Below are 24,333 nucleotides of genomic sequence, written 5' to 3' on the forward strand. Positions count from 1 at the left end.
CGCGAGAGGTCCGCGCCGGCCTCGGTGATCGCCAGGCGGGCGCGCTCACGCAGCGCGGCGTCGGCCACGATGATGTGCAGCGGTTCGAAGCGGGTCACCGCGGCGGCCAGCGCCACATAGGTCGTCTCGACGGCGTCCAGGCGGTCGGCCCAGTCGGTGTCCGCATGCGGCCAGGCGATCAGCACGCCGGCCTGCGGCTCCCACTCGGCGGGAAGTCGATACGAAGTGCGGTCGGTCATGGCGGCGAGGAAGGCAGCGGAGGGAAGCCGCCTATTGTAGGGCTTCCGGGTTACCGTTGCCCCAATAGCGTCGACACCCTGCCTGCATCGTCGACCCCCTGCTCGGTAGGAGCCGATTCATCGGCAATCCCGCGGTAGCGGGCGAAGTACCGGCGAGCACCCATTCGCCGATGAATCGGCTCCTACAACAACACGCCAGGTCCGTTATTTGGCGGTCTGCGGGTTGGTATTGTTACCCGCCGGCGTATTCAGCACCGTATGCACCACGTGGCTGCGCTCGAAATAAACGATGTAGCCCGGGTACATCCAGCGGTTGATGACCGGCTGCTTGGCGCTGCCGCCGCCGCGCGAGTCAAGCTTGGAGGTGGGCGCGCCGAACTGGCGTTCCACCTCGGCCATGCTCATGCCCTTCTTGGGCAGGCTCATGCCTTTTTCCTGCTGGACACGCTGCATCAGCAGGCTGTCGGCATGAACCGAAGGCGCCACGGAGGCGGACACGATCGCCAGGGCGATGGCGGTGAAAACAGGCTTGAAGGTATTCATGATGGCTCCGTCGCGCTCCCCATGCGGCGCAAGACGCCGTTTTAACATGCCGCCCCATCCCGCGCCATGGGCGGCGTGCACCGGGCTTCACGGCTGTGTCCTGCGTCGCGTTTCGGCCCCGTGGGTCGGCGGGCCAGCTATCATGGGCAGTCGCTCATCGCAGTAACCCTATTCATGATCTCTTTTCGCAACCTCGCCCTGCGCCGGGGCAGCCGTACGCTGCTCTCGCAGATGGACCTCACTATCCAGAGCGGCTGGGCGCTCGGCGTCATCGGCCGTAACGGCTGTGGCAAGTCGACCCTGTTCGCCGCCCTGAAAGGCGAGCTCGAGCCGGAAGTCGGCGAGCTGGACATGCCCTCCAAGGTCCGTCTGGCCTCCGTGGATCAGGAAACCCCGGCATTGCCCGACCCGGCGATCGAGTACGTGCTTGGCGGCGATGCCGAAGTGGCCGCCGCGCTCAAGGCGGAAGCCAATGCCTACGACGCGGAAGATTACGAGGCCGTCGCCACGGCGAACATGCGCATCGAAGAGCTCAACGGTTACGACGCCCGTGCGCGTGCCGGCCGGCTCATGCATGGCCTCGGTTTCAGCCCGGAGACCCACGAGCGACCCGTCGCCTCGTTCTCGGGCGGCTGGCGCGTGCGCCTGAACCTGGCACGCGCGCTGATGGCGCCCTCGGACCTGCTTCTGCTCGATGAGCCGACCAACCATCTCGATCTCGATGCCGTGCTCTGGCTCGAAGAGTGGCTGCGCCGGTATCCGGGCACCTTGCTGATCATCTCGCACGATCGCGAATTCCTCGACGGCGTGATCTCGCACACGATGCACCTGCACGAAGGGAAGGCCAAGCTCTATACGGGCGACTACACCGCCTTTGAACGCCAGCGCGCCGAACACCTGCGCCAGCAGCAGATCGCCCATGTGCGTGAACAGGCCGAGCGCGCCCACCTGCAGTCCTTCATCGAACGCTTCAAGGCAAAGGCATCCAAGGCCAAGCAGGCGCAGTCGCGCATGAAGCGCCTGGAGAAGATGGCCGGTACCGAAGCCGTGCGCGCGGAGCGTTCCTTCAGTTTCTCGTTCCCCACGCCTGACCGCTTGCCGACCTCGATGTTGCAGCTCGATCACATCGACGCGGGCTACGGTGATCAGGTCGTCCTGCGCGATGTCGCCTTCGGCCTCGAGGCCGGCGATCGCATCGGCCTGCTCGGTCCGAACGGTGCCGGTAAGTCGACCATGGTGAAGTCCCTGGTCGGCGAGCTCGAACCACTGGTCGGCGAGCGCAGCTTCCATAAAGACATGAAGATCGGCTACTTCGCCCAGCATACGGTCGAAAGCCTCCACGAAGGCTGGAGTGCCTTCGACCACCTGCAGGAGAAGGCACCGAATGCCGGCGCGCAGATCCTGCGCGACTACCTCGGCACGTGGAACTTCCCGGCCGATCGCGTCTTCGAACCGGTCGACAAGTTTTCCGGCGGCGAGCGTGCGCGTCTCGACCTGGCGCTGATCGCCTGGGAAAAGCCAAATCTCCTGCTGCTCGATGAGCCGACCAACCATCTCGATCTCGACATGCGTGAAGCGCTGGCCGATGCGCTCGCCGATTTCGACGGCGCGCTTGTGCTGGTCTCGCACGATCGCCATCTGCTCGGCATGGTCTGCGACGAGTTCTGGCGCGTCGCCGACGGCAAGGCCGAGCCCTTCGACGGTGATCTCGACGACTACGCCAAGTGGCTACGCACGCGTGGCACCACGCGCAAGACCGCGGCCGTCGCTTCGGCGCCGCAGAACGCGCCGGTGCAGGAAGCCGCCAAGGAGAAGCGCAAGCTCAGCGCCGAAGAACGCGAGAAAGAAAAGCCTTTGCGTGCGCGCGTGAAGAAGATCGAAACCCTCATCGCGTCGATGGACAAGGAACTCGCGGACATCGAAGGCAAGCTTGCCGATCCGACGGTCTACGGTGGCAGCACTGCGGACCTGGTGAAGCTTGGCCAGCGCCAGGCCGACCTGCGTAGCGAGAAAGAAACGGTCGAGCTGGAATGGCTCGGCATCCTGGAACAGATCGAGGTCTGAGCATGAGCGTCGCCCTCAACGTTCTGCTGCCGAGCCGTGAAAAGCTCCGTTACGTGCCCGCCTTCGCGGCGTGGCTCGCGCGCGGCACGACGTTGCCGGCCGCCTTGCCCGGTTACCTGGTGGCGATGGCGGAGCAATTCCGTTGGCCGGCTGGGCCCTTGCCGGCGGCTGCGCTCATCCGCCAGTCCGTCGCGGGCGATGCAGGGGATGCCTTGTGGCTCTCGGCCGATCCCGCCTGGGTCCAGCCGGAACTCAATGGCGCGCGCCTGCTGGCCTGCGGCAATCTCGGCCTGCGCCTGGAAGAGTCCATGGCGCTGGTCAAGGCCCTCGCCGAGACGTTCGAAGCCGAAGGCATGACCCTGCTCGTCGGCGACTCGCAGCACTGGCAGTTGCGCCTGCCCAAATACGTCGACGTACCCTCATTTCCCGAGCCCGAGGAAGCGCTGGGTGCGGACCTGTTCGAGCAACTGCCCAAGGGCGAGGAAGGCCGTCGCTGGCGTGCGCTGATCAACGAGGCACAGGTGGTGCTGCATAACCATCCGGTCAACGCGGCGCGTGTCGCGCGCGGACTGCCGCCGGTCAACAGCGTTTGGTTATGGGGCGCCGGTGCGTTGCCCGACTGGGTCGAGTGTGGCCTGGGCCGAATCTACAGCGATGATTTGTTGGCCTGGGCGCTCGGCCACCGTGCCAACGTCGACGTCCAGCCCCGCAGCGCCTTCGCCGAATCTGGCGGCCGCTCGGTAGGAGCCGATTCATCGGCGATGGGTGCTCGTGGCAAGGCTGCTATCGCCGATAAATCGGCTCCTACATACAGCTTGCTGGACCTGCAGGACGTGCAGCCCGCCGAGTTCGAACAGGTCTGGTGGCCGGCCATCGAAGCGCGTCTCGAGGCCGGATCCGATCTGCGCCTCGCCTTCGCCGATGGCGTGCGCATGGTCATCCGCAAGCGTCATCTCCTGCGTTTCTGGCGCAAGGCATGACGGGGCGCGTCTGGCGCCAGCGTCAGGTCGCGATCGCGCCGACCGGCTGGCCGCCACACATCCACCCGGTCATTCAACGGCTCTACGCCGCACGCGGCGTGCCCACGCCGGATGGTGCGGAGCATCGCCTGGCACGCATGTTGTCGCCGAACCTGCTTGGTGGGATGGATGCGGCAGTCGCGCTGCTGATGGAAGCCATTGCCAGCGACAAGCACATCGTCATTGCCGGTGACTACGACTGTGACGGCGCCACGGGTACGGCCGTCGCCGAGCGCGGCTTGCGCATGCTCGGCGCGCGTCACGTACGCCATGTGGTGCCGAATCGTTTCGTGCACGGCTACGGTCTGAGCGAAGCGCTCGTCGCATCCCTGGACCCGACGCCCGATCTGATCGTTACCGTCGACAATGGGGTGGCCAGCGTGGCGGGCGTGGCGGCGGCACGTGCGCGCGGTATCGCCGTCTTGATCACCGACCATCATCTGCCGGGTGACAGCTTGCCCGATGCGAACGCCATGGTGAATCCGAACCTCGCCGGTGACGGATTCCCGAGTAAGGCGCTCGCCGGCGTCGGTGTCATGTTCTACCTGCTCCTGGCGCTGCGCGCGGCGATGCGCGATGCCGGTCATTTCGCAGCCGGCGAGCCAGACCTCAGTCGGCTACTCGACCTTGTTGCGCTTGGCACCGTCGCGGACCTGGTCGTGCTGGACTTCAACAACCGCGTGCTGGTCGAGGCGGGGCTCAAGCGTATGCGTGCGGGCAAGGCCTGCGCGGGCATCACGGCCCTGATCGAAGCCAGCGGCCGCTCACTGGCGACCGTCGGTGCAACGGATCTGGCTTTCGCCATCGGCCCTCGGCTCAATGCAGCGGGACGTCTCGAAGACATGTCGCTAGGCGTCGCCTGCCTGCTCACCGATGACCATGCCATCGCGCGTCGATACGCCGAACAGCTCTCGGCGATCAACCAAGAGCGTCGCGAGATGCAGGCCGGTATGGTCGACGAAGCTGAAACGATGGTGGCGCGCGCCGCGCACGTCGACTCGGTGGGCGTCGCGCTATTCGACGAAGGCTGGCATCCGGGCATCGTTGGCTTGATCGCGTCCAAGTTGAAGGAAAAGCTGCATCGTCCCGTGATGGCGTTCGCGCCGGCCGGCGACGACAGCGACGAACTGCGCGGCTCGGCCCGCTCGATTCCCGGCTTCCATATCCGTGATGCGCTGGCGGAGATCGACACGAAGCATCCCGGCTTGATCCTGCGATTTGGCGGTCACGCCATGGCCGCGGGTCTGAGCCTTCATGCGACCGACTTTGATCGCTTCGCGGCTGCGTTCGACGCAACAGCGCGCGGCCATCTCGACGACGAACGCCTCCAGGCCCTCGTGCACACGGACGGCGAACTCGACTATCGCGATCACACGCTCGACCTCGCAAAGCAGATTCGCTACGCCGGGCCGTGGGGGCAGGGCTTCCCGCCGCCGATCTTCGAAGCGCGCTTCGAGTGCGCCTCGTGGAAGCCGATGGGTAGCCGCCACCTTCGCTTGCAACTGCGCCATACGCAGGGCGGGGCGCCGCTCGATGCCGTGATGTTCAACTGCTATGACGGCACGCCGCCACCCGACCGTATGCGCGTGGCGTACGAGTTGTCGGTCAACGACTGGCAGGGTAGGGAGAGCCTGCGGCTGTTGCTGACGCATATGGAGCCGGTAGGCTGAAGCTCAGCTCGGTGCCTGCTCAAAGCAGGCACGCGCGAGCACCTGGTTGCGGCGCCATTCCGAAAATGTGCCAACCACCGTCGGTGTGGTTGACGACAGTGCGGATGGGTGACTAGGCTCAGTCGCACTCGCGTTCCAGGATGGGAATGCCGCGAACTCAAGGATGAAACATGGAGACGATCCTCCTGACAGGCGCGACAGGCTTCGTTGGAAGCGCCCTGGCGGCCAATTTCCTGGCGGAGTCCGCCAACGTCATTGCCCTGGTTCGAAACGATGCCGATGGCGAACGAACACGTACCGCCGTGCTCGGCGCGGCAAAAGGCTTTGGCATTCACCTGACGGGCGTGACGTTACGTCGAAACTTGCATGTTCTTCAAGCCGACGACGACGGCTACGTGGCGCCACTGACGGTCGCTCGCCTCGCTGAGGTCACTCACGTCTGGCATGTCGCTGCGGAGATGAGCATGGCGACGAAGAACCTCGCGCGGACCTTCGCCACGAACGTCGGCATGACCACCGACCTGTATCGACACGTCTCCGCTTACGCGCCGCGATGCCGTCGGTTCCACTACATGTCGACGGCCTATGTCGTTGGCATGGACGGCGGCGACGTCGACGAAACGTTGCACTTCGGTGGCCATTGCATCAATCCGTACCAGGTGAGCAAACGATGCGCCGAACATTCGCTGGCGCTACTGTCCTCTGGATCGCCTCTGCCCGTGACGCTTTTTCGGCCGACCCTCGTCGTGGGTCATCTTGCGACCGGATGGACAGTGAGGAACGGCTTCGGCATGTACATGTTTGTCGAGGCGATGAAAGTGATCGCCGCGAGCAAGCAGGCATCGTTCAACTTGCCGCTGGTGGGTACGAGCCGACCGGACTTCATGCCTGTCGACCGTCTGGTCCATCAGGCCATGTTGCTGACGAATCGACGCGACAAAACACCTGGTCTGGAGATATTCAACTGCTCCGGGGGGCGTGGTCTGTCACTCGACGATGTCGTTGCGCAGATCGGGCGCCTTTGTGGTGTCGAGGTTCGTTATTCCGCGCCGGAGACGGAGTTGGAACAGACGATGGCGACCGGGATGGAAGCGAGGCTGCCGTTTGCCAACACCGACTGGCAGTTCACCCGCTCGAAGCTGGACAGAGCGATCGGCCGCACACGAGCGGATCGGCCGGTAGACGAGGAGGATCTCGAGCGGCTCGTTGAATGGTATCTGGAGATGTCCTAGTGCCTTGAGCCCAACGGCTCGACGCGCCGGGAAACCGCTCTGTCGCACAGGTGTGGAAGGTGCATCGCGCTGCTTTTAGTCTGCGGTTTCTTCCGCCCAGGACACCATGCCATGCTTCCTCGTAACGTCGCCGTGTGCGCTACCGCGCTACTCGCTACATCGTTCGCTCACGCAGCGGCCCCAGCGCCGACATCGACAACCGCCAAAGCCGAGATAAACCAGCTCGTCGACAGCTTCAAGGCCGCCATCATCGCCAAGGACGGCGCGAAACTCGACACGCTTTTTGTCACCGAGAACAGCAGCTGGTTTTCCGCGATGGACGCCTCCTCGCTCGAGCGGACCCGTGCGAAGAAACCCGATGCCAAACGTGTCAGGGCTGAGCCGGACGCGTACAAGAGCTTCACGACGTTTGTCGGCAGCACGACCCACGCCATCGAAGAGACCTTCGACAACGTGCGCATCGATACGGACGGCGTTGTCGGCTCGGTCTATTTCGATTATGTGTTCCTCCTCGATGGCAAGCCGACCAACCACGGCAACGAAACCTGGCAGGTCGTTCGCACCGACGAGGGCTGGAAGATCAACGCCATGCTTTATTCCGTGATACTGGATCCGGCGAAATGAGCGGGCGTGTTATGTTTTTCGGCGCTGCACTTGTCTTCACAACCATGTCGTCGCATGCCGCCTGCCTTGCTCCTGGCGTCGAGCCCACGCCCGCGGCCGTCGTCGATGCGCAGTTCACCTATTACAACGCCCATAACGTCGAAGACTTCGCCAGCTGCTATGCCGAAAACGTAGAGATGATCTACCTCGATGGTTCCCGGCCGGCGATCCGGGGGCGGGCGGGCATCCTCACGGCCTTCGCCTTTCTGAAAACCACGCCAAGAGAGATGGGCGTGCGGATCGTCCAGCGGACCCTCACAGGCCCAACGGTGATCGACAAGGAGCACGTCCTCGGTCTTCCGTCCGGCAAGGTCCTGCCGGACATGGCCGCGATCTACGAGGTTCGTGACGGCCAGATCGTGAAGGTTTGGTTTCCGCCCAGTCATTGACCGAGCGGATGTCGGGTGGGATCAGTCACCTGCCCGATAAACCTCGGGTAGACCTGTCGTTCCGTCCACATATCTGAGACGCCGGCCGCCTAATCTCGTCCCATGGCGATGGTTCACTGGGTCCAGATGGGGGAACGGCAGTACGCGATCCTGGAAGGGACGTCGCGGGCGTTCGCCCGTGTCAGCCCGCAGGACGGTAGCTGGGTTGTACGTTGGCGTTATGGGCCACGGCGCGGGCAGGGCACCACGGTGAAGGGCGTCTCGCTGATGCAGCGCATGGTCATGCGTTGGGCGGAACACAACGAGGCCCGGCTGCGTAAGCTGATTCCTGTCGAGAGTCGGCCCTACGACCCGCCCTCGGCGCTCGAACGCTACTTCTACGACGCCATCTGGCCGGGTTACGTGCCTGCCTCGCGCTGCCCGCGACGGACGAGCGGTGAAAACCACTGATTCGATCCCGCCGGAAGTCGCGGCATAGACCATCGGTCGGTGTTGAGCAGTTCCTGCGTCAGACCTATATTCGGCATCCAGGGGGTTCACGGGGAGTGGAACTATGCGTGATGCAACGCGTCTTATGGGGCTCGCTGGGCTGTTGTTCGTGGTGTTGGCTTTACGCCCGGCGGTAGCGACTACGTCCGCATCGGCAGAGGCGGAGATCACGCGTCTGGAGGACGACTGGCGTACCGCCCGGATCAAGGGCGATACCGTTTTTCTCGAGCATTTCTACGCGAAGGACCTGGTCATCCAGGGCATGAACGGTTCGGCGCTTCCCCGCGACGAGGATATCGCGCTGTTTGCCAGCGGGCAGATCAGGCCCTCGTTCATCGACCATGGCCCGCTGCGCATCCAGTTGATGGGCGACACGGCCGTCGTCACCGGGACCGATCATCTCGGCGGGACGTACAAGGGCCATACGGGGGAAATGAACCTGCGTTTCACCGACGTTTTTTTTCGGCGGGACGGCCGCTGGCAGCTCGTGGCGACCCAGGCGACGAAGATCGCCGACCCGGCCCATTGACCCGGGCGCTTTCCTCCCACACATAGGGTGCATCACTTAACCCGTCCCCTTTGCAGGTGGCACCCATGTCCCCCGATCGCTTCGTCCTGGCCATCCAGAACGCCGTGGTCCGCGACAACCTCGCGGTCTACGACGAAATGTTTCGCACCACACCGGTGGAATGTGCCGTGGATCCCCTGTGGATCCGTGCCCTGACGATGTTCAATTCGCTGGACGAGGAAGGTAAGGAGACACTCATCGAAGTGATCCGGAACATCATGATCGACACGACGGCGAACATGCTGGGTATCTTCGACGGTTGCTGCCCGGTGTCCGGCATCGAAGCCGACGTAACGCTCTCGGTGGGCGGCCAGCCGATCGGTGGCGAGCTGCAGGAACTCTTCCTGGAGTTGAACGAATCCGAATGACGACTCCGCGGGACGCTGGCACACTCGGCCTTCGCTTCATGCAAGGCTTTCCATGCGTTCCCATGCCCTCAAGGCGGTGGCGATCGCGCTGATCTCGGCGCTGTTCTTCACCTTCACCTATGTCCTCAATCGAGCCGTCGTCAGCGGCGGGGGACATTGGCAGTGGGCGGTGATCCTTCGTTACCTGATCACCTTGCCGCTCCTCGCGCTCGTCCTGCCGTTCCAGGGCGGCTTCGGCGCCTTGCCTCACGAGCTGCGCAGGCATACACGCCAGTGGCTGACATGGAGCAGCGTGGGCTTCGTGCTGTTCGGCGTGCCGCTGACCTGGGCGGCGAGCAGTGGGCCGTCGTGGCTGGTGGCCGGCAGCTTTCAGACCACGGTGCTGGCGGGGCCTCTGCTGGCGCCCTTCATCTACCGGGACGAGAGGGCGCGCTGGCACGTCGGCGCCCTGTCCATCGGCGTGTTGATCGTTGGCGGGGTGATGTTGCTGCAGTTCGGGCATTCGCACGGGGCACTTGATGCATCGGCGTGGCTGGCCGTCGGCGCCGTCGTGTTTTCTGCCTTCGCCTATCCGTTGGGCAACCGGATGATCCTGCTGCATCTCGAACGGACCGGGACGAAGCTCGGGCCGGTGCAGCGCGTGTTCGGAATGACGCTGGCGAGCTGGCCGCTGTGGCTTCTGCTCGCTGTGGCGACGTGGATCACCGTGGGGCCACCGTCGCTGCGCGAGGCGTTGCTGGCCGGCGGTGTGGCCTTGTCGTCCGGCGTGATTGCCACCGTGCTGTTCTTCCATGCCACCGAGATGGTCGGGCGGCAGCCCACCGCCTTGGCCGGTGTGGAGGCAATGCAGGCCGCCGAATTGCTGTTTGCCACCGTCGTGGGCGTGATCTTCCTGCACGAGGCGCTACCCGGACCCGTTGCCGCGTTTGGCGCCGTCGCCATCATGGTCGGGATCGCCTTGTTCGCGTGGGTCAGCGGTCGGGAGGGTGCTTCCGACGCTCCGGACGCCGTGGCCGATCGGGGCGCTTGACGCTGCCGCCACGCGCAGGGCGTAGGCTGCAAGGCGACTCGAGGAGACCCTGCCATGAAATCGCTCACGCTCGCATTGCTACTTGGCCTCCCACTCATGGCATCAGCGCAGACACCGCCGGGTGTCCAGGGCCATGCTGCACCCGTGCCGGAACCGATGAAGCGCTTCGCCTGGCGGGACGAGGCGGCCGGTTACACCTTCGTCGCGCCGCCGCGCTGGGCGGGCAAGGTGAAGGCCGTACCGCTGGACTCGAAGGCGTTGGCGAAGTCCGGGGCGACCAGCGGCGTGCGCTTCGTCGCCGGGTCGACGACCTTGCTGGTCCTCATGGCCGCCGACGCTGTTCGCGCCAACGCGCTGGCGACGGCGGGCCGTCGCGAACTGTCGCGCCATGACGGGCATGTCGTGGCGGTGAAGGCCGAGGCGGATGGGGGAAGTCTGGCGTTGACGGATGAGGAATTGGCCTCGGCGATCCAGTGGGATGGGGGTGGGGCGGGTACGGTGGCGCGGTAACTGCGGGGCTGAGGTAATCCCTTTCGCCGATGAATCGGCTCCTACCTAACGATCTGCTGGCGATTGATTCGTTCTGGGTATGGAAGCGGACTTTCGGCTCTATCGATTCGACTCAATTCAGGGACTAGCCTTGTCGCATGGCTCATTCCCTGGAGGTTCCCGTGGACGGCTCGTCGTCCGCCGCGCCGGCCGTTGTGGTGGATCGGCGCATTCGTCATGGCACGTCGGCGTTCCGGCGCACCAATCTCGCCCTGTTCTCATCGGGCTTCGCGACCTTCGGCCTGTTGTATTGCGTGCAGCCCCTGCTGCCGGCGTTCTCGCGCGCCTTTTCGCTGGACGCCGCGTCGAGCAGCCTGTCGCTCTCGCTGACGACCGGCGTGCTTGCCGTGTCGATGCTGTTCGCCGGTGCCATCTCGGATGTGTTCGGCCGCAAGCCGGTCATGCTCGCCTCGCTGCTTGGCTCGTCGCTGCTCGTCCTGCTCAGTGCGATGGCGCCGAACTGGGGTACGTTCCTCGTGCTACGTGCATTGCTGGGCATCACGCTGGCCGGCTTGCCGGCCGTCGCGATGACCTACGTGAGTGAAGAGATCCACGGCGACTCGTTGGGCTTCGCCATGGGCCTCTACATCGGTGGCAATGCGATCGGTGGYATGGGCGGGCGATTGATTTCCGGATTCGCCGCGGACCATGCATCGTGGCGTGTCGCCATCGCGATCATTGGTGCGTTGGGTCTGCTTGCCTCGGCGCTCGTTGCACGCGGCTTGCCCGCGTCAGTGCATTTCGAAAAGCGTCGTGCGCATCCACGCGAGCTGATTGCATCGTTCGCTTCGCTATGGCGCGACAGAGGGCTGCCGTGGCTGTTCGCCGAAGGCTTCCTGCTGATGGGCGCTTTCGTCACGATCTACAACTACGTGGCCTATCGCCTCCTTGCGCCACCGTTCTCGCTGTCGCAATCGCACGTCGGTGCGGTGTTCATGGTTTACGTGGTGGGCGTGGCGAGTTCGGCGTGGATGGGTAAGGTCGCCGACAGGCTCGGTCGCCACCGCGTGCTGCGGACCACCTTCGTGATCATGCTGGCTGGCGTGGCACTCACGGCGAGCGCGTCGCTGTGGGCGATCGTCATGGGCATCGCGATGATGACCTTCGGCTTTTTCGGCGGTCATTCCATTGCCAGTGGCTGGGTGGGCAAACGGGCGACGTTCGCGCGTGCGCATGCATCGTCGTTCTATCTGTTTTCGTACTACATGGGCTCGAGCATCGCGGGCTCGCTGGGCGGCATTGCCTGGACACACGCCGGCTGGAACGGTGTCGTCGCGTATGTTGCCGTACTGGTCCTCGCCGGTCTGGCGATCGCCGTGAAGCTGCGCCGTCTCAGGCCTTCAGCATCAGCTGCATGAAGGCCTTCACCAGCGGCGACGTGTCGCTGCGGCGGTGCACGAGGTAGAGGGCACTGGCGGCATCGGGCGAATCGATGGGTACATAGGCAACCCCTTCGACATGCACCTGACTCATCGATTGCGGCAGGACGGCCACGCCGAGTCCGGCGGCGACGAGGCCCACCATGGTCGCGGACTCACCGGCCTCCTGGGCGATGCGCGGAGCGAAGCCGGCATGAYGGCACATGGCCTGGACCTGCGCGGCGACACCCGTCCCGGCGTTCCGGCTGAAGACGACGAACGGTTCCGCGGCGAGCTGGTCCACGCGAACGCGCGGCCGGCGTCCCTTTGCCAGCGGATGGTCGGCGCGCAACACGGCCACGAGCGGATCCTCCACCAGCTTGCGCGCGACCAGCGCCGGGGGGAGGTCGGTGCCGCGGATCAGTCCGACTTGCTGGCTGCCGTCGAGCAAGCGCTCGATCTGCTGCAGCGTGTTGTGTTCCTTCAGCACCAGGCGCACGGCCGGAAAGGCTTCGCGAAACGCACGCACGGCGCGTGGAAAGCGGGCGATCAAGGGCGTGCTTTGCGTGAACCCGACATGCAACTCACCGATCTCGCCGCGTTCGGCACGACGGGCGAGGTCGCCGGCTTCATCCACCCTGGCGAGGATCTCCCGGGCGGCGTCGAGGTAAACGCGCCCCGCGTCAGTCAGTTCCACGCGCCGATTGGTCCGTCGCAGCAACCGAAGCCCGAGCATCCCCTCGAGATCGCGGATCTGCTGGCTCAGTGGCGGCTGGGACATACCCAGCCGTTCGGCGGCACGGCTGAAATGCAGCTCATCGGCGACGGCGATGAAGTAACGCAGGTGCCGTAGCTCGATGCTCATGCGTTCAGTCGGGGCGGACGCGGATCAGGCCTTCCTGCGCCGTGGAGGCGACGAGTCGGCCGTCACGTGTGTAGATCATGCCGCGTGCGAGGCCGCGCGCACCCTGCGAGGTCGGGCTGTCGAACGAATACAGCAACCACTCGTCGATGCGGAACGGCCGATGGAACCACAGGGCGTGATCCAGGCTGGCCATCTGCATGTTGCGGGTGAGATAGGAAATACCGTGGGGCAGGGTGGCCGTGCCGATCAGGTGGAAGTCCGAGGCGTAGGCGAGCAGGGCCTGGTGCAGCGACTGCGTGTCCTCGATCGGCGCGGTGAGCCGGAACCAGATGTGCTGGTACGGCGGACGCTTGGCCGGACGCAGTTCGTCGCGCGGCCACACGTGGCGAAACTCGAACGGGCCGTTGATGCCGAGCCAGCGCTGGGTTTTTTCCGGCAGCTTGGCGACCTGCTCCGCGTTCATCGCGTGCATCGGCTCGATGTCTTCCGGCGCCGGCACTTCCGGCATCGTCATCTGGTGCTCGTAGCCGGTTTCCGGCTCCTGGAACGAGATGGAGCCGTTGAGGATGGGCTGACCATGCTGGATGGCGACCACGCGGCGCGACGAGAACGAACCGCCGTCGCGCGTGCGCTCCACGCTGTAGACGATCGGTGCATTGATGTCACCGGCGCGAAGGAAGTACGCGTGCAGCGAATGCGCTTCGCGCTTGGCATCCACGGTGCGCTGTGCGGCCGACAGGGCCTGGCCGAGCACCTGGCCGCCGAAGACGAAGCGTGTGCCGATGTCCCGACTCTGGCCGCGGAAGAGGTTGTCTTCCAGGCGTTCGAGTTCAAGGAGTTCGACGAGCTCGCCGACGTGAGTTTCCGACATGAGGGTGCCTTCTGAACGGGGCGCGATGGAGCGCGGAGTATAGCGGGCCTCAGCCCCCGAGCCGGCCCAGGCGCCCGGCGTCATACGCGCGGACCCAGGGGAATTGCGGGCCCGGATCGCGCTTGCGCGGCACTTCGTTCTCGGGATCGTCGCTGGAAGGGACCATGGCGGTGTCCAGATCCTCGTGACCGGCGATGTGCCTGAGCGATGGGAAGTGTGCGGTCAGGTGATCGAGCAGGGCGCGCAGGGCGGTGATCTGCACCTCGGGGTACGGCTCGGTCATGGTCTGCTTCGCCGAGTGGAACCAGTCCGGGTAGCGCCCCGTATTGACCAGTTCGATGCCGATGGAGCGCGGGTTGTAGCCACGCGTGTGGTGGGCGACGCGCAGGGGATCCACGTAACAGAGCACCGTGCCGTCGCGGTCGACATAGTAGTGACCGCTGTTACCGGCACCTGACTCGTACAGCACCTTCTCGCCGTACTCCCTGGCCATGGCCAGGTCGGGCAGCTCGGTACAGTGGATGACCACGAGGTCGATGGTGTCCGCGGCCCGTTCAGGCAGGCGGGCGACATAGGGTAGGGGGGTGTCGAGAATGTCGATCATGGCGCTTTGATAACATAGCCGGTCATTCCGCGTCCGGAGACCGCCATGCGCGGCCACATCATTCTTTCCCACGGTTCCGATTCGGGCCCCGATGCCACCAAGGTGAGCGTCCTGGCGGCCCTGGCCGAATCGCTCGGCTGGACCACGGTCCGGCCGGATTACCGTGAGGACGACGCCCGCGGCTATGCCGGCRGCATCGATCCACGCCTGGCCCAGCTGGCCCGGGCGATCGCCGACTCACCCGTGCCGCCGGTCCTGGTGGGTTCGAGCATGGGTGCCTTCGTCTCCGGCCTGGCCTCGCTGGACGCGCCGGTGGCGGGCCTGTTCCTGCTGGCCCTGCCGACGACGATTCCGGGCTATCCCCGGGACTTCGCCCTGCGTCCCGGCGTTCCTTCGTTCCTCGTCCATGGCTACGCCGACGATGTCTGCCCCCTGGACGACGCGCTGGCCTTTGCCCGCGCTCATGCCATTCCCGCCCTGCTCGTGCAGGACGACCACCGCCTAGGCGCCACCTTGCCCGACATCGAAGCCGAGTTCCTTCGCTTCCTGGGGAACCTCGCATGACCAAGTTCTTTGCCACCTGCCCGAAAGGCCTCGAGTACCTGTTGAAGGACGAGCTGATCGCCATCGGCGCCAGCGACGTCCGCGAGGCACTCGCCGGCGTCGCCTTCACCGGTTCCATCGAGACCGCTTACCGCGCCTGTCTTTGGTCGCGCATGGCCAGCCGCATCCTGTTGCCGCTGGCCGAGTTCGACGCCGCCGATCCGGAGCAGCTCTACGCGGGCATCCAGGACATCGACTGGTCCGAGCACCTGGCTCCGCACGGCACGCTGGCGGTGGACGCCAACACGGCGATGAGCAAGCTCACCCACAGCCAGTTCATCGCGCTGAAGACCAAGGACGCGATCGTCGACCAGTACCGCGCCGCGACGGGTTCGCGCCCGGACGTGGATCCGGAAGAGCCGGACCTGCGCGTCAACGTGCGCGTGCGCCGTGACCGCGCCACGCTGTCCATCGACCTCTCCGGCCTGCCGTTGCATCGCCGCAACTGGCGCCACGAGCAGGGCGAAGCCCCGCTCAAGGAAAACCTCGCCGCCGCCATGCTGGTCCGCGCCCAGTGGCCGCGGATCTACGCCGAAGGCGGTGCGTTGGTCGATCCCATGTGTGGCTCGGGTACGTTGCTGATCGAGGGCGCGCTCATGGCCGCCGACGTGGCACCGGGCCTGCAGCGCGACTACTACGGCTTCCTCGGCTGGGCCAAGCACGACTACTCGCTGTGGCGGTCGATCTACGACGAAGCCAAGGCCCGTGCCGACGAAGGCCTGCGCGCCTTGCGTCCGGTGTTCTTCGGCAGCGATTCCGATCCGCACATGATCCAGACCACCAAGCGCAACGCGCAGAGTGCGGGCGTGGCGGGCTTCGTCCACCTGGATCGCCGCGACGCCGTCCACGTCGAGCCGCCGCCGGAAACGCCGCTGGGCCTGGTGATCACCAACCCGCCTTACGGCGAGCGCCTGGGCGACCGCGCCGAACTGCCGGCGCTGTACCGTGATCTGGGTCAGGCCCTGAAGGACCGCTTCGCCGGCTGGCGCGCCGCCGTCCTCGCCGGCGACGACGAGCTCGGCCGTGCATTGCGTCTGAGTCCGGACAAGCGTTACGCGCTGTTCAACGGCGCCCTGGAAACCCCGCTGCTCACCTTCGCCCTGCGTGCGCGGGACGAGGCGCCGCGCGAGCCCAAGCCGCTGTCGGACGGCGCGCAGATGCTGAAGAACCGGCTGGACAAGAACGTCCGCCACCTGCGCAAGCGTCTCAGCCGCGAGGGCATCACCTGCTGGCGCGCCTACGATCAGGACCTGCCTGAGTACGCGGCAGCCATCGACGTCTACGAAAACTGGCTGCACATCCAGGAGTACAAGGCACCGCTGGAGGTACCGGTCGACGTCGCACGCATCCGGATGCGCGAGATCGTCCGGGTGGCGAGCGAAGTTCTGGAGATTCCGCGTGACCGCATCGCCGTGAAGACGCGCGAGCGCGGCAAGGGCGGCTCCAAGTACGGCCAGTTCGACCAGAAGGGCGAATTCATCGAGGTGCATGAGGGCGGGCTGAAGTTCCTGATCAACCCGACCGACTACCTCGATACCGGTCTGTTCATCGACCACCGCCTGGTGCGCGCCAAGATCCGGGAACTTGCCGCCGGCAAGCATTTCCTGAACCTGTTCGCCTACACCGGTACGGCCAGCGTTTATGCGGCGGCCGGCGACGCGCGCGACACCACGACGGTGGACCTCTCGGGGACGTATCTGGACTGGGCCTCGCGCAATCTCGACCTGAACGGCTATAGCGGCGCCCGTCACCGGCTGGTCCAGGAAGACGCGATGACCTTCCTGGAAAAGCGCAGCATGCAGTACGGCCTGATCTATGTGGATCCGCCGACCTTCTCCAACTCGAAGAAGGCTGACGACTTCGACGTCCAGCGTGACCATGTGAAGCTGCTCATGGCCTGCAACGAGCGCTTGCTGCCGGATGGCGTGATCGTTTTTTCGAACAACTTCCGTCGCTTCCAGCTTGATCGGGCGGCCCTCGAACCCCATTTCCAGATTGAAGACTGGAGCGCACCGAGCATCCCGTTCGACTTCGCCCGCCGCCACAACATCCATGGCTGCTGGTTGCTTCGGAAGCCGTACGTGAACCCGTGGAAAACGTGAACGGGCGGTGGATAAAACTTCAGTCCGGATTCAGTGGCCGAGCGCGAATCTGCGCTCAACACCCGGAGGTAATTGTCATGAAAGCTAAGTTCGCTAAATCCGCCCTCCTGCTCGCTGCCGCGGGCCTGATGGCGTTCGCACCTGGTGCGTTCGCACGTGGGTATGGCTACGGCGGTGGCTACCATGGCGGTTACGGTTACCACGGTGGTGGTTACTACGGCGGCCGTGGCGGTTACTACGGTCGCGGTCACTACGACAACGCCGGTCGCTGGATCGCCGGAGCCATCGTTGCCGGTGCCGTTGTCGGCCTCGTTGCCAACGCTTCGCAGCCGCGCACGGTGGTGTATGACAACGGTCCGGCGTATTACCGCCCGTCGACGGTCGTCTATCAGGACGCGCCGGTCGTGACTCGCCGCGTGACCACCACGACCTACGTGGACGATGGCTACAGCACCACCCGCTACGTGCGTGACGACGGCTATTGATCCTCGTCAGGCGAGGTCTTCGCTGAACCGTTGAATGAAGAGCCCGGCTTATAGCCGGGCTTTTTTTTGCTTGATGTGGGAGCCGGCTGCCCGCGATAGGGCCTGAGGCGACCTGGCTATCGCCGCTGAAGCGGCTCCCACATGGTTGTCCATCGCTCACGGCTGTCCATCGCTTTACGGCTTGGAGCCGCTCGTGCCCGCTCCCGACCCGCTGAGCTTGGCGTTCTTCGACATGGACTGGTAAGTCGCCTTGTCGAGGGTCTGGACGGACTCGATGCTGCACGGCGGGTCGTTGTTGATGCGATCGACCTTTTCGGTTGGCGTGCCGCAGATGCGGAAGCCGCCAATGGCCCGGTTGCTCTCGGCGGTCTGGAAGCGCACGCCGCCGCCCAAGCCCATGCGCGGACAGTCCACATTCGTCTTGATCACGAAGTGATCCGGTCCGGTAGCGACGAGGAGGGTACGGTCGTCGACGACCTTCCAGTCGGTGATCCGATCAGTCCGCATGCAGTCGTTGAATTCGAGAGCCTTCACCGCTGGGGCGGGCCCGGCGACGGGGCTCTGCTCGGCGGCGTGGGCGGCCACGGTAACCAGCAGTGAAGCGACAAACAGGTGACGGACTTTCATGGCCGGACTCTCCTTCGTAGGAATCTGCACGTTAAGCCTGTTTGTGCCTCGAAACGAGAAAAAAGGCGGCGTCGGTGCACCTGCCGTTAAGGCGGCGGTCGGGTCCGCTCACGTTCGTTGAACGTATCCGCTGGCAAGGTTTCCGTAATGACTGACGAGTCCGTCGGCAGTGCAGGAACCCCCACCTATGACCGTCCGACCGCTTGGCATCGACCCCCGCCCGCCGGCCAGCGCGGACCTCGCTCAACGCTTCCTGACCATCCGCCACCGTACGGCGGGGCTGGCGGCGCGCCTGAAGCCCGAGGACACGGTCGTCCAGTCCATGCCGGATGCCAGTCCGACCAAGTGGCACCTCGCGCACACGACGTGGTTCTTCGAGCAGTTCATCCTGTCCCGGGACCCGGATTATGTGTCGCCCAATCCGGAATGGCATTTCCTGTTCAACTCGTACTACCAGTCGGTCGGTCCGATGCACGCCCGGCCACGGCGGGGGCTCCTGACCCGGCCGGCGCTGGACGAGGTCCGGGACTACCGATGTCGTGTCGACGAAGCCATCGCGGCGCTGATTGCTCGCGGTGACGATGCCAGCCTGCCAGCATTGGTCGAACTCGGTGTCCAGCACGAACAGCAGCACCAGGAGCTCCTGCTCACCGACATCAAGCACGCCTTCGCGCAGAACCCGCTCGAGCCGGCGTTCGCGCCCGATGCGCCGCGCTCGCTTTCCGTGGCCGCGCCGGCGCTTGCCTTTGTTCCGTTCGACGAAGGCATCGTCGAGATCGGCCATAGCGGTGACGGATTCGCGTTCGACAACGAGGGTCCACGGCATCGCACGTACCGACAGGCGGGCTCGCTGGCCAACCGCCCGGTCACCAACGCGGAATTCCTGGCCTTCGTCGCCGACGGGGGCTACCGCCAGCCCTCGCTGTGGCTGGCCGATGGCTGGGCGCTCGTGCAGGCTGAGCACTGGCAGCGCCCGCTGTATTGGGACGAGGCACTGGAAACCGAATTCACCTTGCAGGGGCGCCGCGCGATGGATCCACACGCGCCCGCCTGTCACATCAGCTACTTCGAGGCCGACGCGTTCGCGCGCTGGGCCGGCGCGCGGCTTCCCACCGAGGTGGAGTGGGAAACGATGGCGTCGACCTTGCCCGTACACGGGAACCTTCAGGAGACCGGGGCGTTCCAACCTCGTGCTTCATCGTTCGAGTCCCCACTCGGTCAGATGTACGGCGACGTTTGGGAATGGACAATGAGCCCTTATGTCAGTTACCCGGGATTCCGGACTTTGGCCGGGGCCCTTGGCGAATACAACGGCAAGTTCATGAACGGGCAGTGGATTCTTCGCGGAGGATCCTGCGCCACGCCCGCTGACCACGTTCGTGCGACTTACCGGAACTTCTTTCCTCCCCACGCCCGTTGGCAGTTTTCGGGGATACGACTGGGAAACGATCGATGAGCGCTCAACCGAAAGACATCCATGTAGACGACCGCCATCCGGATGTCGAGGACACACTGCATACCGTTCGTCGTGGTCTCGCGCTGAAGGCAAAAAAGCTTCCGTCGCGGCTTTTCTATGACGAGCGCGGATCGGCGCTCTTCGAGGCCATCTGCGAACAGCCCGAGTACTACCTCACCCGTACCGAGATCGCGATCATGCGCGACCATGCGGGTGATATCGCCGAGACGCTGGGCCCGGATGTACGCCTGGTGGAGTACGGCAGTGGCAGTGGTATCAAGACGCGCATGCTGCTCGAGCACCTGGTTACCCCGGTAGCTTACGTGCCGGTGGAGATCTCGCGTTCCGCGCTGATGGAAAGCGTGGCGGAGCTGGCCACGCGTTTTCCGGATGTCCCGATGCAACCGGTGTGTGCCGACTTCACGCAGCCGTTGCGACTGCCCATCGCCTCGCGTTCGCCGCGCCGCACGGCGATTTATTTCCCAGGGTCGACGATCGGCAATTTCGAGTCGAAGGAGGCGATCCGTATTCTTCGCCTGATGCGTACCGAGATGAGCTACGGCGGCGGCATCATTATTGGCGTGGACCTCAAGAAGGACCCTGCCGAGATCGAGGCGGCGTACAACGACGCAGCGGGTGTGACGAACGACTTTACGCTCAACATGCTGGTTCGGCTGAATCGCGAGATCGGTACGGACTTCGACGTGAACGCGTTCCGTCATCGCGCGCGTTACAACGCGCTGGCCGGGCGCATCGAAACCGCCCTGGTGAGCACCAGGCGGCAGGATGTGCACGTCGGCCACGATACCTTTGCGTTCCGCGAGGACGAGGCCATGCACGTCGAGTACAGCTGCAAGTATTCGCTCGAGGACTTCGCCCAGATGGCGGCCAAGGCCGGGCTCAGCGTGGCGAAGGTGTGGATGGACCCGGAGCAGCGTTTCAGCGTGCACTACCTGGTTCACTCGGCGCCTGCCGCCGCCTGAACCAGAGCGAAGCAGCGCCGCTGAAGCGGCTCCCACGTAGGGCGGTTAGCCGGGCCTTCTCGCCCCCAGGGACACCAGGGTGTCCTGCGCGGTGCGGATGCGCTCGGCGGAGCCGGGGAGTTCCATCATCACGCGCAGCTTGTCCTGGCCGTCCATCTTGAAGATGCGTGGCTGGGTCTGGATCAGGCGGATCAGGGCGACGGGGTCGATGTCGGGCTTGTCGCGGAACGTAATGCGGCCGCCGCTGGCGCCGAAGTCCACCTTGCGAATGCCGAGCGGCGTGGCCATGAGCTTCAGCTGGGCGACGGCGAAGAGGCACTTGGTCTGGTCCGGCAGCAGGCCGAAGCGATCGATCATCTCCACCTGCAACTCGCGCAGGCCGTCGTCGTTGCGCGCGCTGGCAATGCGTTTGTATAGCGTCAGGCGGGCGTGCACGTCGGGCAGGTAATCGTTCGGGATCAGGGCGGGCAGGTGCAGCTCCACTTCCGTCTCGTGCTCGGACGTGAGATCGAAGTCCGGCACCTTGCCCGACTTCAGCGCGCGCACCGCGCGGTCCAGCAGCTCGGTGTACAGGCCGAAACCGATTTCCTGGATCTGGCCGGACTGTTCGTCGCCGAGCATTTCGCCGGCGCCGCGGATCTCGAGATCGTGCGTGGCGAGGGTGAAGCCGGCGCCCAGTTCTTCCAGCGACGCGAGCGCCTCCAGTCGCTTCTCCGCATCGGCCGTCATGGCCTTGCGATCGGGCACGATCAGGTAGGCATAGGCGCGATGGTGCGAACGGCCCACGCGGCCACGCAGCTGGTGCAGCTGCGCAAGACCGAAGCGGTCGGCGCGGTTGACCACGATGGTATTCGCGGTCGGGATGTCGATGCCCGATTCGATGATGGTCGTCGATACGAGCACGTTGAAGCGCTGGCGATGGAAATCCGCCATGACCTGCTCGAGCTCACGCTCTGGCATCTGGCCGTGGGCGACGCGAATGCGCGCCTCGGGAACCAGTTCGCCGAGTTCGCGCGCGATGCGTTCGATCGATTCCACTTCGTTATGCAGGAAGTACACCTGGCCGCCGCGCGCGAGCTCGCGTTGGATCGCTTCGCGGATGAGTGCGGGCTGGTAGGTCGAGATCAGGGTGCGTACGGCGGTGCGGTGCGCCGGCGGCGTGGCGATGATGGAGAGATCGCGCAGGCCACTCATCGCCATGTTCAGCGTACGCGGGATCGGCGTCGCGGTAAGGGTGAGCAGATCCACCTCGGCGCGCAGCTTCTTCAACTGTTCTTTCTGGCGCACGCCGAAACGCTGTTCCTCGTCGACGATGACCAGGCCCAGGTTCTTGAAGCGGATGTCCGCCTGCAGCAGCTTGTGCGTGCCGACCATCACGTCGATCTGGCCGTCGGCCAGACGCTCCAGTGCCGCATCGGTTTCCTTCTTCGACTTGAAGCGGGAGACCACGTCCACGCGGACCGGCCAGTCGGCGAAGCGATCGGCGAAGTTGCGGTAGTGCTGCTGGGCGAGCAGGGTGGTCGGCACCAGGACGGCGACCTGCTTGCCGGCCGTGGCGGCGGCGAAGGCTGCGCGCAATGCTACTTCCGTCTTGCCGAAGCCGACGTCGCCGCAGACCACGCGATCCATGGCGCGTGGCGCGGCGAGATCGACGATGACCGCATCGATCGCTGCCTGCTGATCCGCGGTTTCCTCGAAGGGGAAGGTTGCGGCGAATTCCTCGAGCATCTGCCGGTCGATCGAGAGCGACTCGCCCTGACGTGCCTCGCGCTGCGCGTAGATCGCCAGCAGCTCGGCCGCGACGTCGCGGACCTTCTCGGCCGCCTTCTTGCGTGCACGCTCCCAGGCGTCGCCGCCCAGCGAATGCAGCGGTGCCAGCTCGGGCGCGGTGCCGGTGTAACGGCTGACCAGGCCAAGTTGCGCCACCGGCACATAGAGCTTGTCGCCCTTGGTGTATTCGATGGTCAGGAACTCGCCCGGCATGTCGCCCACATCGAGTGACACCAGGCCCTGGTAACGACCCACGCCGTGGTCGATGTGCACGATGGGCGAGCCGATGGACAGCTCGGTGAGGTCCTTGATGATGCTTTCGGGATCGCGGGCGGCGCCGACGCGCTTCTTGCGGTCGGTGCGCACGCGTTCGCCGAACAGCTCGCGCTCGGTGAAGACGGTGAGCGCCGGCTTGGTCAGCGCGAAGCCCTGCTCGAGCGAGGCGACGGTGATGGCGAAGCGCTCGTCCCTGGCGAGGAAGTCCTTCCAGCCGTCGACCATGACGGGCTTCATGCCGCCTGCGCCGGCAAGCTGCTCGATCAGCGCCTCGCGACGGCCCGCGGAGTCCGCGGCGATGAGCACACTGCCCTTGTAGCTGGCGAGGAAGTGGCGCAGCGAGGTGCCGGGTTCCTCGCCCTTGCGATTGAGCGGTACTTCAGGGGCGGGCATCGTGCCGAGATCGACGGCGTGCTCCTGTCCCTTCGGCACGACATCGATGCGGACCTGCTTGTTCAGGCGCTCGCGCAGATGTTCCGGCGGCAGGTAGATCTCGGCCGGCGGCAGCACGGGGCGCTCGATGTCGTGCGCGCGCTGGTCGTAGCGTTCGGAGGTCTGCGTCCAGAACTGTTCGGCCGCGTCGAGCACGCCGTCACCCAGGACGAAGAGGGCATCGCCGGCGATGTAGTCGAAGAGGGTTTCCGTCGCCGGGAAGAACAGCGGCAGGTAGTACTCGATGCCGCCGGGCGTCACGCCTTCCTTCATGTCCTGATAGAGATTGCAGCGCCGGATATCGATCGGGAAGCGCTCGCGCAGGTTGGCGCGGAAGTTCTTCGCGGCCTCGTCGGTGACAGGAAATTCGCGCGCGGGCAGTAGGTCGACGCTATCGACCTGCTGCTGGGAGCGCTGGGTTTCGGTGTCGAAGGTGCGGATCGATTCCACTTCGTCGTCGAACAGCTCGACGCGGTACGGCTCGTTCGCGCCCATGGCGAAGATGTCGATCAACGCGCCACGCACCGCGAAGTCACCCGGCTCGCCGACCTGGGGTACGTTGCGGTAGCCGGCGGCTTCCAGTCGGCGTTGTTCGGCACTGATATCGAGCTTCTGACCCTTGCGCAGGACCAGCCCCGACCCGGTGATGTGCGTGCGCGGCGCGATGCGTTGCATCAGCGTAGCGACCGGCACCACCAGGACGCCGCGCTTGATGCTCGGCAGGCGGTAGAGCGTGGCGATGCGTTGGGAGACGACTTCCGGGTGCGGGCTGAAGACGTCGTAGGGCAGGGTTTCCCAGTCCGGAAAATGGAGTACCGGCAATTCGCCGGCAAACACGGCCAGCTCGCTTTCCAGGTTGTCGGCGCTGCGGGTGTCGCGGGCGACGACGACCAGCAGGCCGTCGTGCGCCCGGGCCGCCTCGGCTACCTCCAGCGCCCACGAGGAGCCATGGGGCACGGCCCAGTAGCGGCGGGTCTTGGCGTTGGCGGGAAGCGGCGGGCGGGGAAGCGCTACAGGCATGAAGTCGGCTTGTCAGCTGCGGGCAAGCCGATGATTGTACTACCCGTGGGCGAACGGG

24 protein-coding genes are annotated in these 24,333 nt (G+C 65.2%); 17 read left to right on the forward strand and 7 right to left on the reverse strand.

Annotation, left to right across the window (positions count from 1 at the left end):
• Positions 1-239 (reverse strand): agmatine deiminase family protein (locus tag AC1DYM_RS12390; RefSeq protein WP_477338689.1); only part of this gene is annotated, 239 nt, incomplete at its 3' end.
• Positions 240-443: 204 nt separating this feature from the next.
• The gene (locus AC1DYM_RS12395; RefSeq protein WP_477338691.1) at positions 444-782 is read right to left on the reverse strand and encodes a hypothetical protein; all 339 of its coding nucleotides are present in this window, start codon (positions 780-782) and stop codon (positions 444-446) included.
• Between the two features lie 174 nt (positions 783-956).
• Here AC1DYM_RS12395 and AC1DYM_RS12400 point away from each other — a divergent pair, with 174 nt between their 5' ends.
• The 12 genes from AC1DYM_RS12400 to AC1DYM_RS12455 all read left to right on the forward strand — a co-directional run bounded on the left by AC1DYM_RS12400 (position 957) and on the right by AC1DYM_RS12455 (position 12,181).
• On the forward strand, positions 957-2,846 hold the full coding sequence (locus tag AC1DYM_RS12400; protein WP_477338693.1) for an ATP-binding cassette domain-containing protein: 1,890 nt from the start codon (positions 957-959) through the stop codon (positions 2,844-2,846).
• Positions 2,847-2,848: 2 nt separating this feature from the next.
• A complete protein-coding gene (locus AC1DYM_RS12405; protein ID WP_477338695.1) occupies positions 2,849-3,826 on the forward strand; it encodes a phosphoglycerate mutase in 978 nt (325 codons plus the stop codon).
• Positions 3,823-5,535, forward strand: coding sequence for a single-stranded-DNA-specific exonuclease RecJ (gene recJ / locus AC1DYM_RS12410; protein WP_477338697.1), 1,713 nt, complete (start codon positions 3,823-3,825; stop codon positions 5,533-5,535). Before AC1DYM_RS12405 ends, recJ begins: the two co-directional genes overlap by 4 nt.
• Before the next feature lie 170 nt (positions 5,536-5,705).
• Entirely contained in the window at positions 5,706-6,767 is a 1,062-nt protein-coding gene (locus AC1DYM_RS12415; protein WP_477338699.1) for an NAD-dependent epimerase/dehydratase family protein, read from the forward strand.
• A gap of 111 nt (positions 6,768-6,878) precedes the next feature.
• The gene (locus tag AC1DYM_RS12420) at positions 6,879-7,391 is read left to right on the forward strand and encodes a nuclear transport factor 2 family protein (RefSeq protein ID WP_477338701.1); all 513 of its coding nucleotides are present in this window, start codon (positions 6,879-6,881) and stop codon (positions 7,389-7,391) included.
• Positions 7,388-7,819: a nuclear transport factor 2 family protein gene (locus tag AC1DYM_RS12425; protein WP_477338703.1), complete on the forward strand. Its 432-nt coding sequence runs from the start codon at positions 7,388-7,390 to the stop codon at positions 7,817-7,819. The genes AC1DYM_RS12420 and AC1DYM_RS12425 overlap by 4 nt, the downstream gene beginning before the upstream one ends.
• A gap of 102 nt (positions 7,820-7,921) precedes the next feature.
• Complete coding sequence (locus AC1DYM_RS12430) at positions 7,922-8,269, forward strand: hypothetical protein (RefSeq protein ID WP_477338705.1); 348 nt, start codon at positions 7,922-7,924, stop codon at positions 8,267-8,269.
• A gap of 103 nt (positions 8,270-8,372) precedes the next feature.
• The gene (locus AC1DYM_RS12435) at positions 8,373-8,837 is read left to right on the forward strand and encodes a nuclear transport factor 2 family protein (RefSeq protein WP_477338706.1); all 465 of its coding nucleotides are present in this window, start codon (positions 8,373-8,375) and stop codon (positions 8,835-8,837) included.
• A 65-nt stretch (positions 8,838-8,902) separates the two neighbouring features.
• Positions 8,903-9,244: a hypothetical protein gene (locus AC1DYM_RS12440; protein ID WP_046969141.1), complete on the forward strand. Its 342-nt coding sequence runs from the start codon at positions 8,903-8,905 to the stop codon at positions 9,242-9,244.
• Between the two features lie 76 nt (positions 9,245-9,320).
• The gene (locus AC1DYM_RS12445) at positions 9,321-10,274 is read left to right on the forward strand and encodes a multidrug resistance efflux transporter family protein (RefSeq protein WP_477338709.1); all 954 of its coding nucleotides are present in this window, start codon (positions 9,321-9,323) and stop codon (positions 10,272-10,274) included.
• 54 nt (positions 10,275-10,328) lie between these two features.
• Positions 10,329-10,784 carry a hypothetical protein gene (locus tag AC1DYM_RS12450; protein WP_477338711.1) on the forward strand — a complete coding sequence of 152 codons (456 nt, stop codon included), beginning with the start codon at positions 10,329-10,331 and terminating at the stop codon, positions 10,782-10,784.
• 137 nt (positions 10,785-10,921) lie between these two features.
• On the forward strand, positions 10,922-12,181 hold the full coding sequence (locus AC1DYM_RS12455; RefSeq protein WP_477338713.1) for an MFS transporter: 1,260 nt from the start codon (positions 10,922-10,924) through the stop codon (positions 12,179-12,181).
• Here AC1DYM_RS12455 and AC1DYM_RS12460 read toward each other — a convergent pair.
• From AC1DYM_RS12460 to AC1DYM_RS12470, 3 genes are read right to left on the reverse strand one after another with little or no spacing between them, the layout of a single operon-like run.
• A complete protein-coding gene (locus AC1DYM_RS12460) occupies positions 12,156-13,046 on the reverse strand; it encodes a LysR family transcriptional regulator (RefSeq protein WP_477338715.1) in 891 nt (296 codons plus the stop codon). The genes AC1DYM_RS12455 and AC1DYM_RS12460 overlap by 26 nt on opposite strands.
• Positions 13,047-13,050: 4 nt before the next feature.
• On the reverse strand, positions 13,051-13,917 hold the full coding sequence (gene tesB, locus AC1DYM_RS12465) for an acyl-CoA thioesterase II (protein ID WP_046969145.1): 867 nt from the start codon (positions 13,915-13,917) through the stop codon (positions 13,051-13,053).
• A gap of 49 nt (positions 13,918-13,966) precedes the next feature.
• Positions 13,967-14,521, reverse strand: a complete 555-nt coding sequence (locus AC1DYM_RS12470; protein WP_477338717.1) for an N-acetylmuramoyl-L-alanine amidase — start codon at positions 14,519-14,521, stop codon at positions 13,967-13,969.
• Positions 14,522-14,566: 45 nt separating this feature from the next.
• Between AC1DYM_RS12470 and AC1DYM_RS12475 the strand changes: the two genes are divergently transcribed.
• From AC1DYM_RS12475 to AC1DYM_RS12485, 3 genes are all read left to right on the forward strand, one after another.
• Complete coding sequence (locus tag AC1DYM_RS12475) at positions 14,567-15,085, forward strand: alpha/beta hydrolase (RefSeq protein ID WP_477338719.1); 519 nt, start codon at positions 14,567-14,569, stop codon at positions 15,083-15,085.
• Positions 15,082-17,226, forward strand: a complete 2,145-nt coding sequence (gene rlmKL / locus AC1DYM_RS12480) for a bifunctional 23S rRNA (guanine(2069)-N(7))-methyltransferase RlmK/23S rRNA (guanine(2445)-N(2))-methyltransferase RlmL (protein ID WP_477338721.1) — start codon at positions 15,082-15,084, stop codon at positions 17,224-17,226. Before AC1DYM_RS12475 ends, rlmKL begins: the two co-directional genes overlap by 4 nt.
• Positions 17,227-17,303: 77 nt before the next feature.
• Positions 17,304-17,711 (forward strand): hypothetical protein, encoded by a 408-nt coding sequence (locus AC1DYM_RS12485; RefSeq protein ID WP_477338723.1) that lies wholly within the window; start codon positions 17,304-17,306, stop codon positions 17,709-17,711.
• 174 nt (positions 17,712-17,885) lie between these two features.
• Here the strand turns inward: AC1DYM_RS12485 and AC1DYM_RS12490 are convergent, their stop codons facing one another.
• Positions 17,886-18,338, reverse strand: a complete 453-nt coding sequence (locus AC1DYM_RS12490) for a DUF6491 family protein (protein ID WP_477338725.1) — start codon at positions 18,336-18,338, stop codon at positions 17,886-17,888.
• Between the two features lie 187 nt (positions 18,339-18,525).
• On the opposite strand from AC1DYM_RS12490, the gene egtB reads away from it, so the two are divergent.
• Together egtB and egtD are read left to right on the forward strand one after the other, a co-directional pair.
• Positions 18,526-19,794, forward strand: a complete 1,269-nt coding sequence (egtB, locus tag AC1DYM_RS12495; protein ID WP_477338726.1) for an ergothioneine biosynthesis protein EgtB — start codon at positions 18,526-18,528, stop codon at positions 19,792-19,794.
• On the forward strand, positions 19,791-20,777 hold the full coding sequence (gene egtD / locus AC1DYM_RS12500) for an L-histidine N(alpha)-methyltransferase (RefSeq protein ID WP_477338728.1): 987 nt from the start codon (positions 19,791-19,793) through the stop codon (positions 20,775-20,777). Before egtB ends, egtD begins: the two co-directional genes overlap by 4 nt.
• Before the next feature lie 45 nt (positions 20,778-20,822).
• Here the strand turns inward: egtD and mfd are convergent, their stop codons facing one another.
• The gene (gene mfd / locus AC1DYM_RS12505; protein ID WP_477338730.1) at positions 20,823-24,275 is read right to left on the reverse strand and encodes a transcription-repair coupling factor; all 3,453 of its coding nucleotides are present in this window, start codon (positions 24,273-24,275) and stop codon (positions 20,823-20,825) included.
• Positions 24,276-24,333 lie beyond the last annotated feature (58 nt).

Source organism: Luteibacter sp. P1_D3 (assembly GCF_056406135.1).

Excerpts from the sequence above, each read along its gene's own strand:
- AC1DYM_RS12440 (WP_046969141.1), top strand. The coding sequence starts at position 8,903 with ATGTCCCCCGATCGCTTCGTCCTGGCCATCCAGAACGCCGTGGTCCGC.
- recJ (WP_477338697.1), top strand. The coding sequence starts at position 3,823 with ATGACGGGGCGCGTCTGGCGCCAGCGTCAGGTCGCGATCGCGCCGACC.
- AC1DYM_RS12405 (WP_477338695.1), top strand. The coding sequence starts at position 2,849 with ATGAGCGTCGCCCTCAACGTTCTGCTGCCGAGCCGTGAAAAGCTCCGT.
- AC1DYM_RS12395 (WP_477338691.1), bottom strand. The coding sequence starts at position 782 with ATGAATACCTTCAAGCCTGTTTTCACCGCCATCGCCCTGGCGATCGTG.
- egtB (WP_477338726.1), top strand. The coding sequence starts at position 18,526 with ATGACCGTCCGACCGCTTGGCATCGACCCCCGCCCGCCGGCCAGCGCG.
- AC1DYM_RS12470 (WP_477338717.1), bottom strand. The coding sequence starts at position 14,521 with ATGATCGACATTCTCGACACCCCCCTACCCTATGTCGCCCGCCTGCCT.
- AC1DYM_RS12490 (WP_477338725.1), bottom strand. The coding sequence starts at position 18,338 with ATGAAAGTCCGTCACCTGTTTGTCGCTTCACTGCTGGTTACCGTGGCC.
- AC1DYM_RS12435 (WP_477338706.1), top strand. The coding sequence starts at position 8,373 with ATGCGTGATGCAACGCGTCTTATGGGGCTCGCTGGGCTGTTGTTCGTG.
- AC1DYM_RS12425 (WP_477338703.1), top strand. The coding sequence starts at position 7,388 with ATGAGCGGGCGTGTTATGTTTTTCGGCGCTGCACTTGTCTTCACAACC.
- AC1DYM_RS12415 (WP_477338699.1), top strand. The coding sequence starts at position 5,706 with ATGGAGACGATCCTCCTGACAGGCGCGACAGGCTTCGTTGGAAGCGCC.
- AC1DYM_RS12400 (WP_477338693.1), top strand. The coding sequence starts at position 957 with ATGATCTCTTTTCGCAACCTCGCCCTGCGCCGGGGCAGCCGTACGCTG.
- egtD (WP_477338728.1), top strand. The coding sequence starts at position 19,791 with ATGAGCGCTCAACCGAAAGACATCCATGTAGACGACCGCCATCCGGAT.
- mfd (WP_477338730.1), bottom strand. The coding sequence starts at position 24,275 with ATGCCTGTAGCGCTTCCCCGCCCGCCGCTTCCCGCCAACGCCAAGACC.
- rlmKL (WP_477338721.1), top strand. The coding sequence starts at position 15,082 with ATGACCAAGTTCTTTGCCACCTGCCCGAAAGGCCTCGAGTACCTGTTG.
- tesB (WP_046969145.1), bottom strand. The coding sequence starts at position 13,917 with ATGTCGGAAACTCACGTCGGCGAGCTCGTCGAACTCCTTGAACTCGAA.
- AC1DYM_RS12485 (WP_477338723.1), top strand. The coding sequence starts at position 17,304 with ATGAAAGCTAAGTTCGCTAAATCCGCCCTCCTGCTCGCTGCCGCGGGC.
- AC1DYM_RS12420 (WP_477338701.1), top strand. The coding sequence starts at position 6,879 with ATGCTTCCTCGTAACGTCGCCGTGTGCGCTACCGCGCTACTCGCTACA.
- AC1DYM_RS12430 (WP_477338705.1), top strand. The coding sequence starts at position 7,922 with ATGGCGATGGTTCACTGGGTCCAGATGGGGGAACGGCAGTACGCGATC.
- AC1DYM_RS12450 (WP_477338711.1), top strand. The coding sequence starts at position 10,329 with ATGAAATCGCTCACGCTCGCATTGCTACTTGGCCTCCCACTCATGGCA.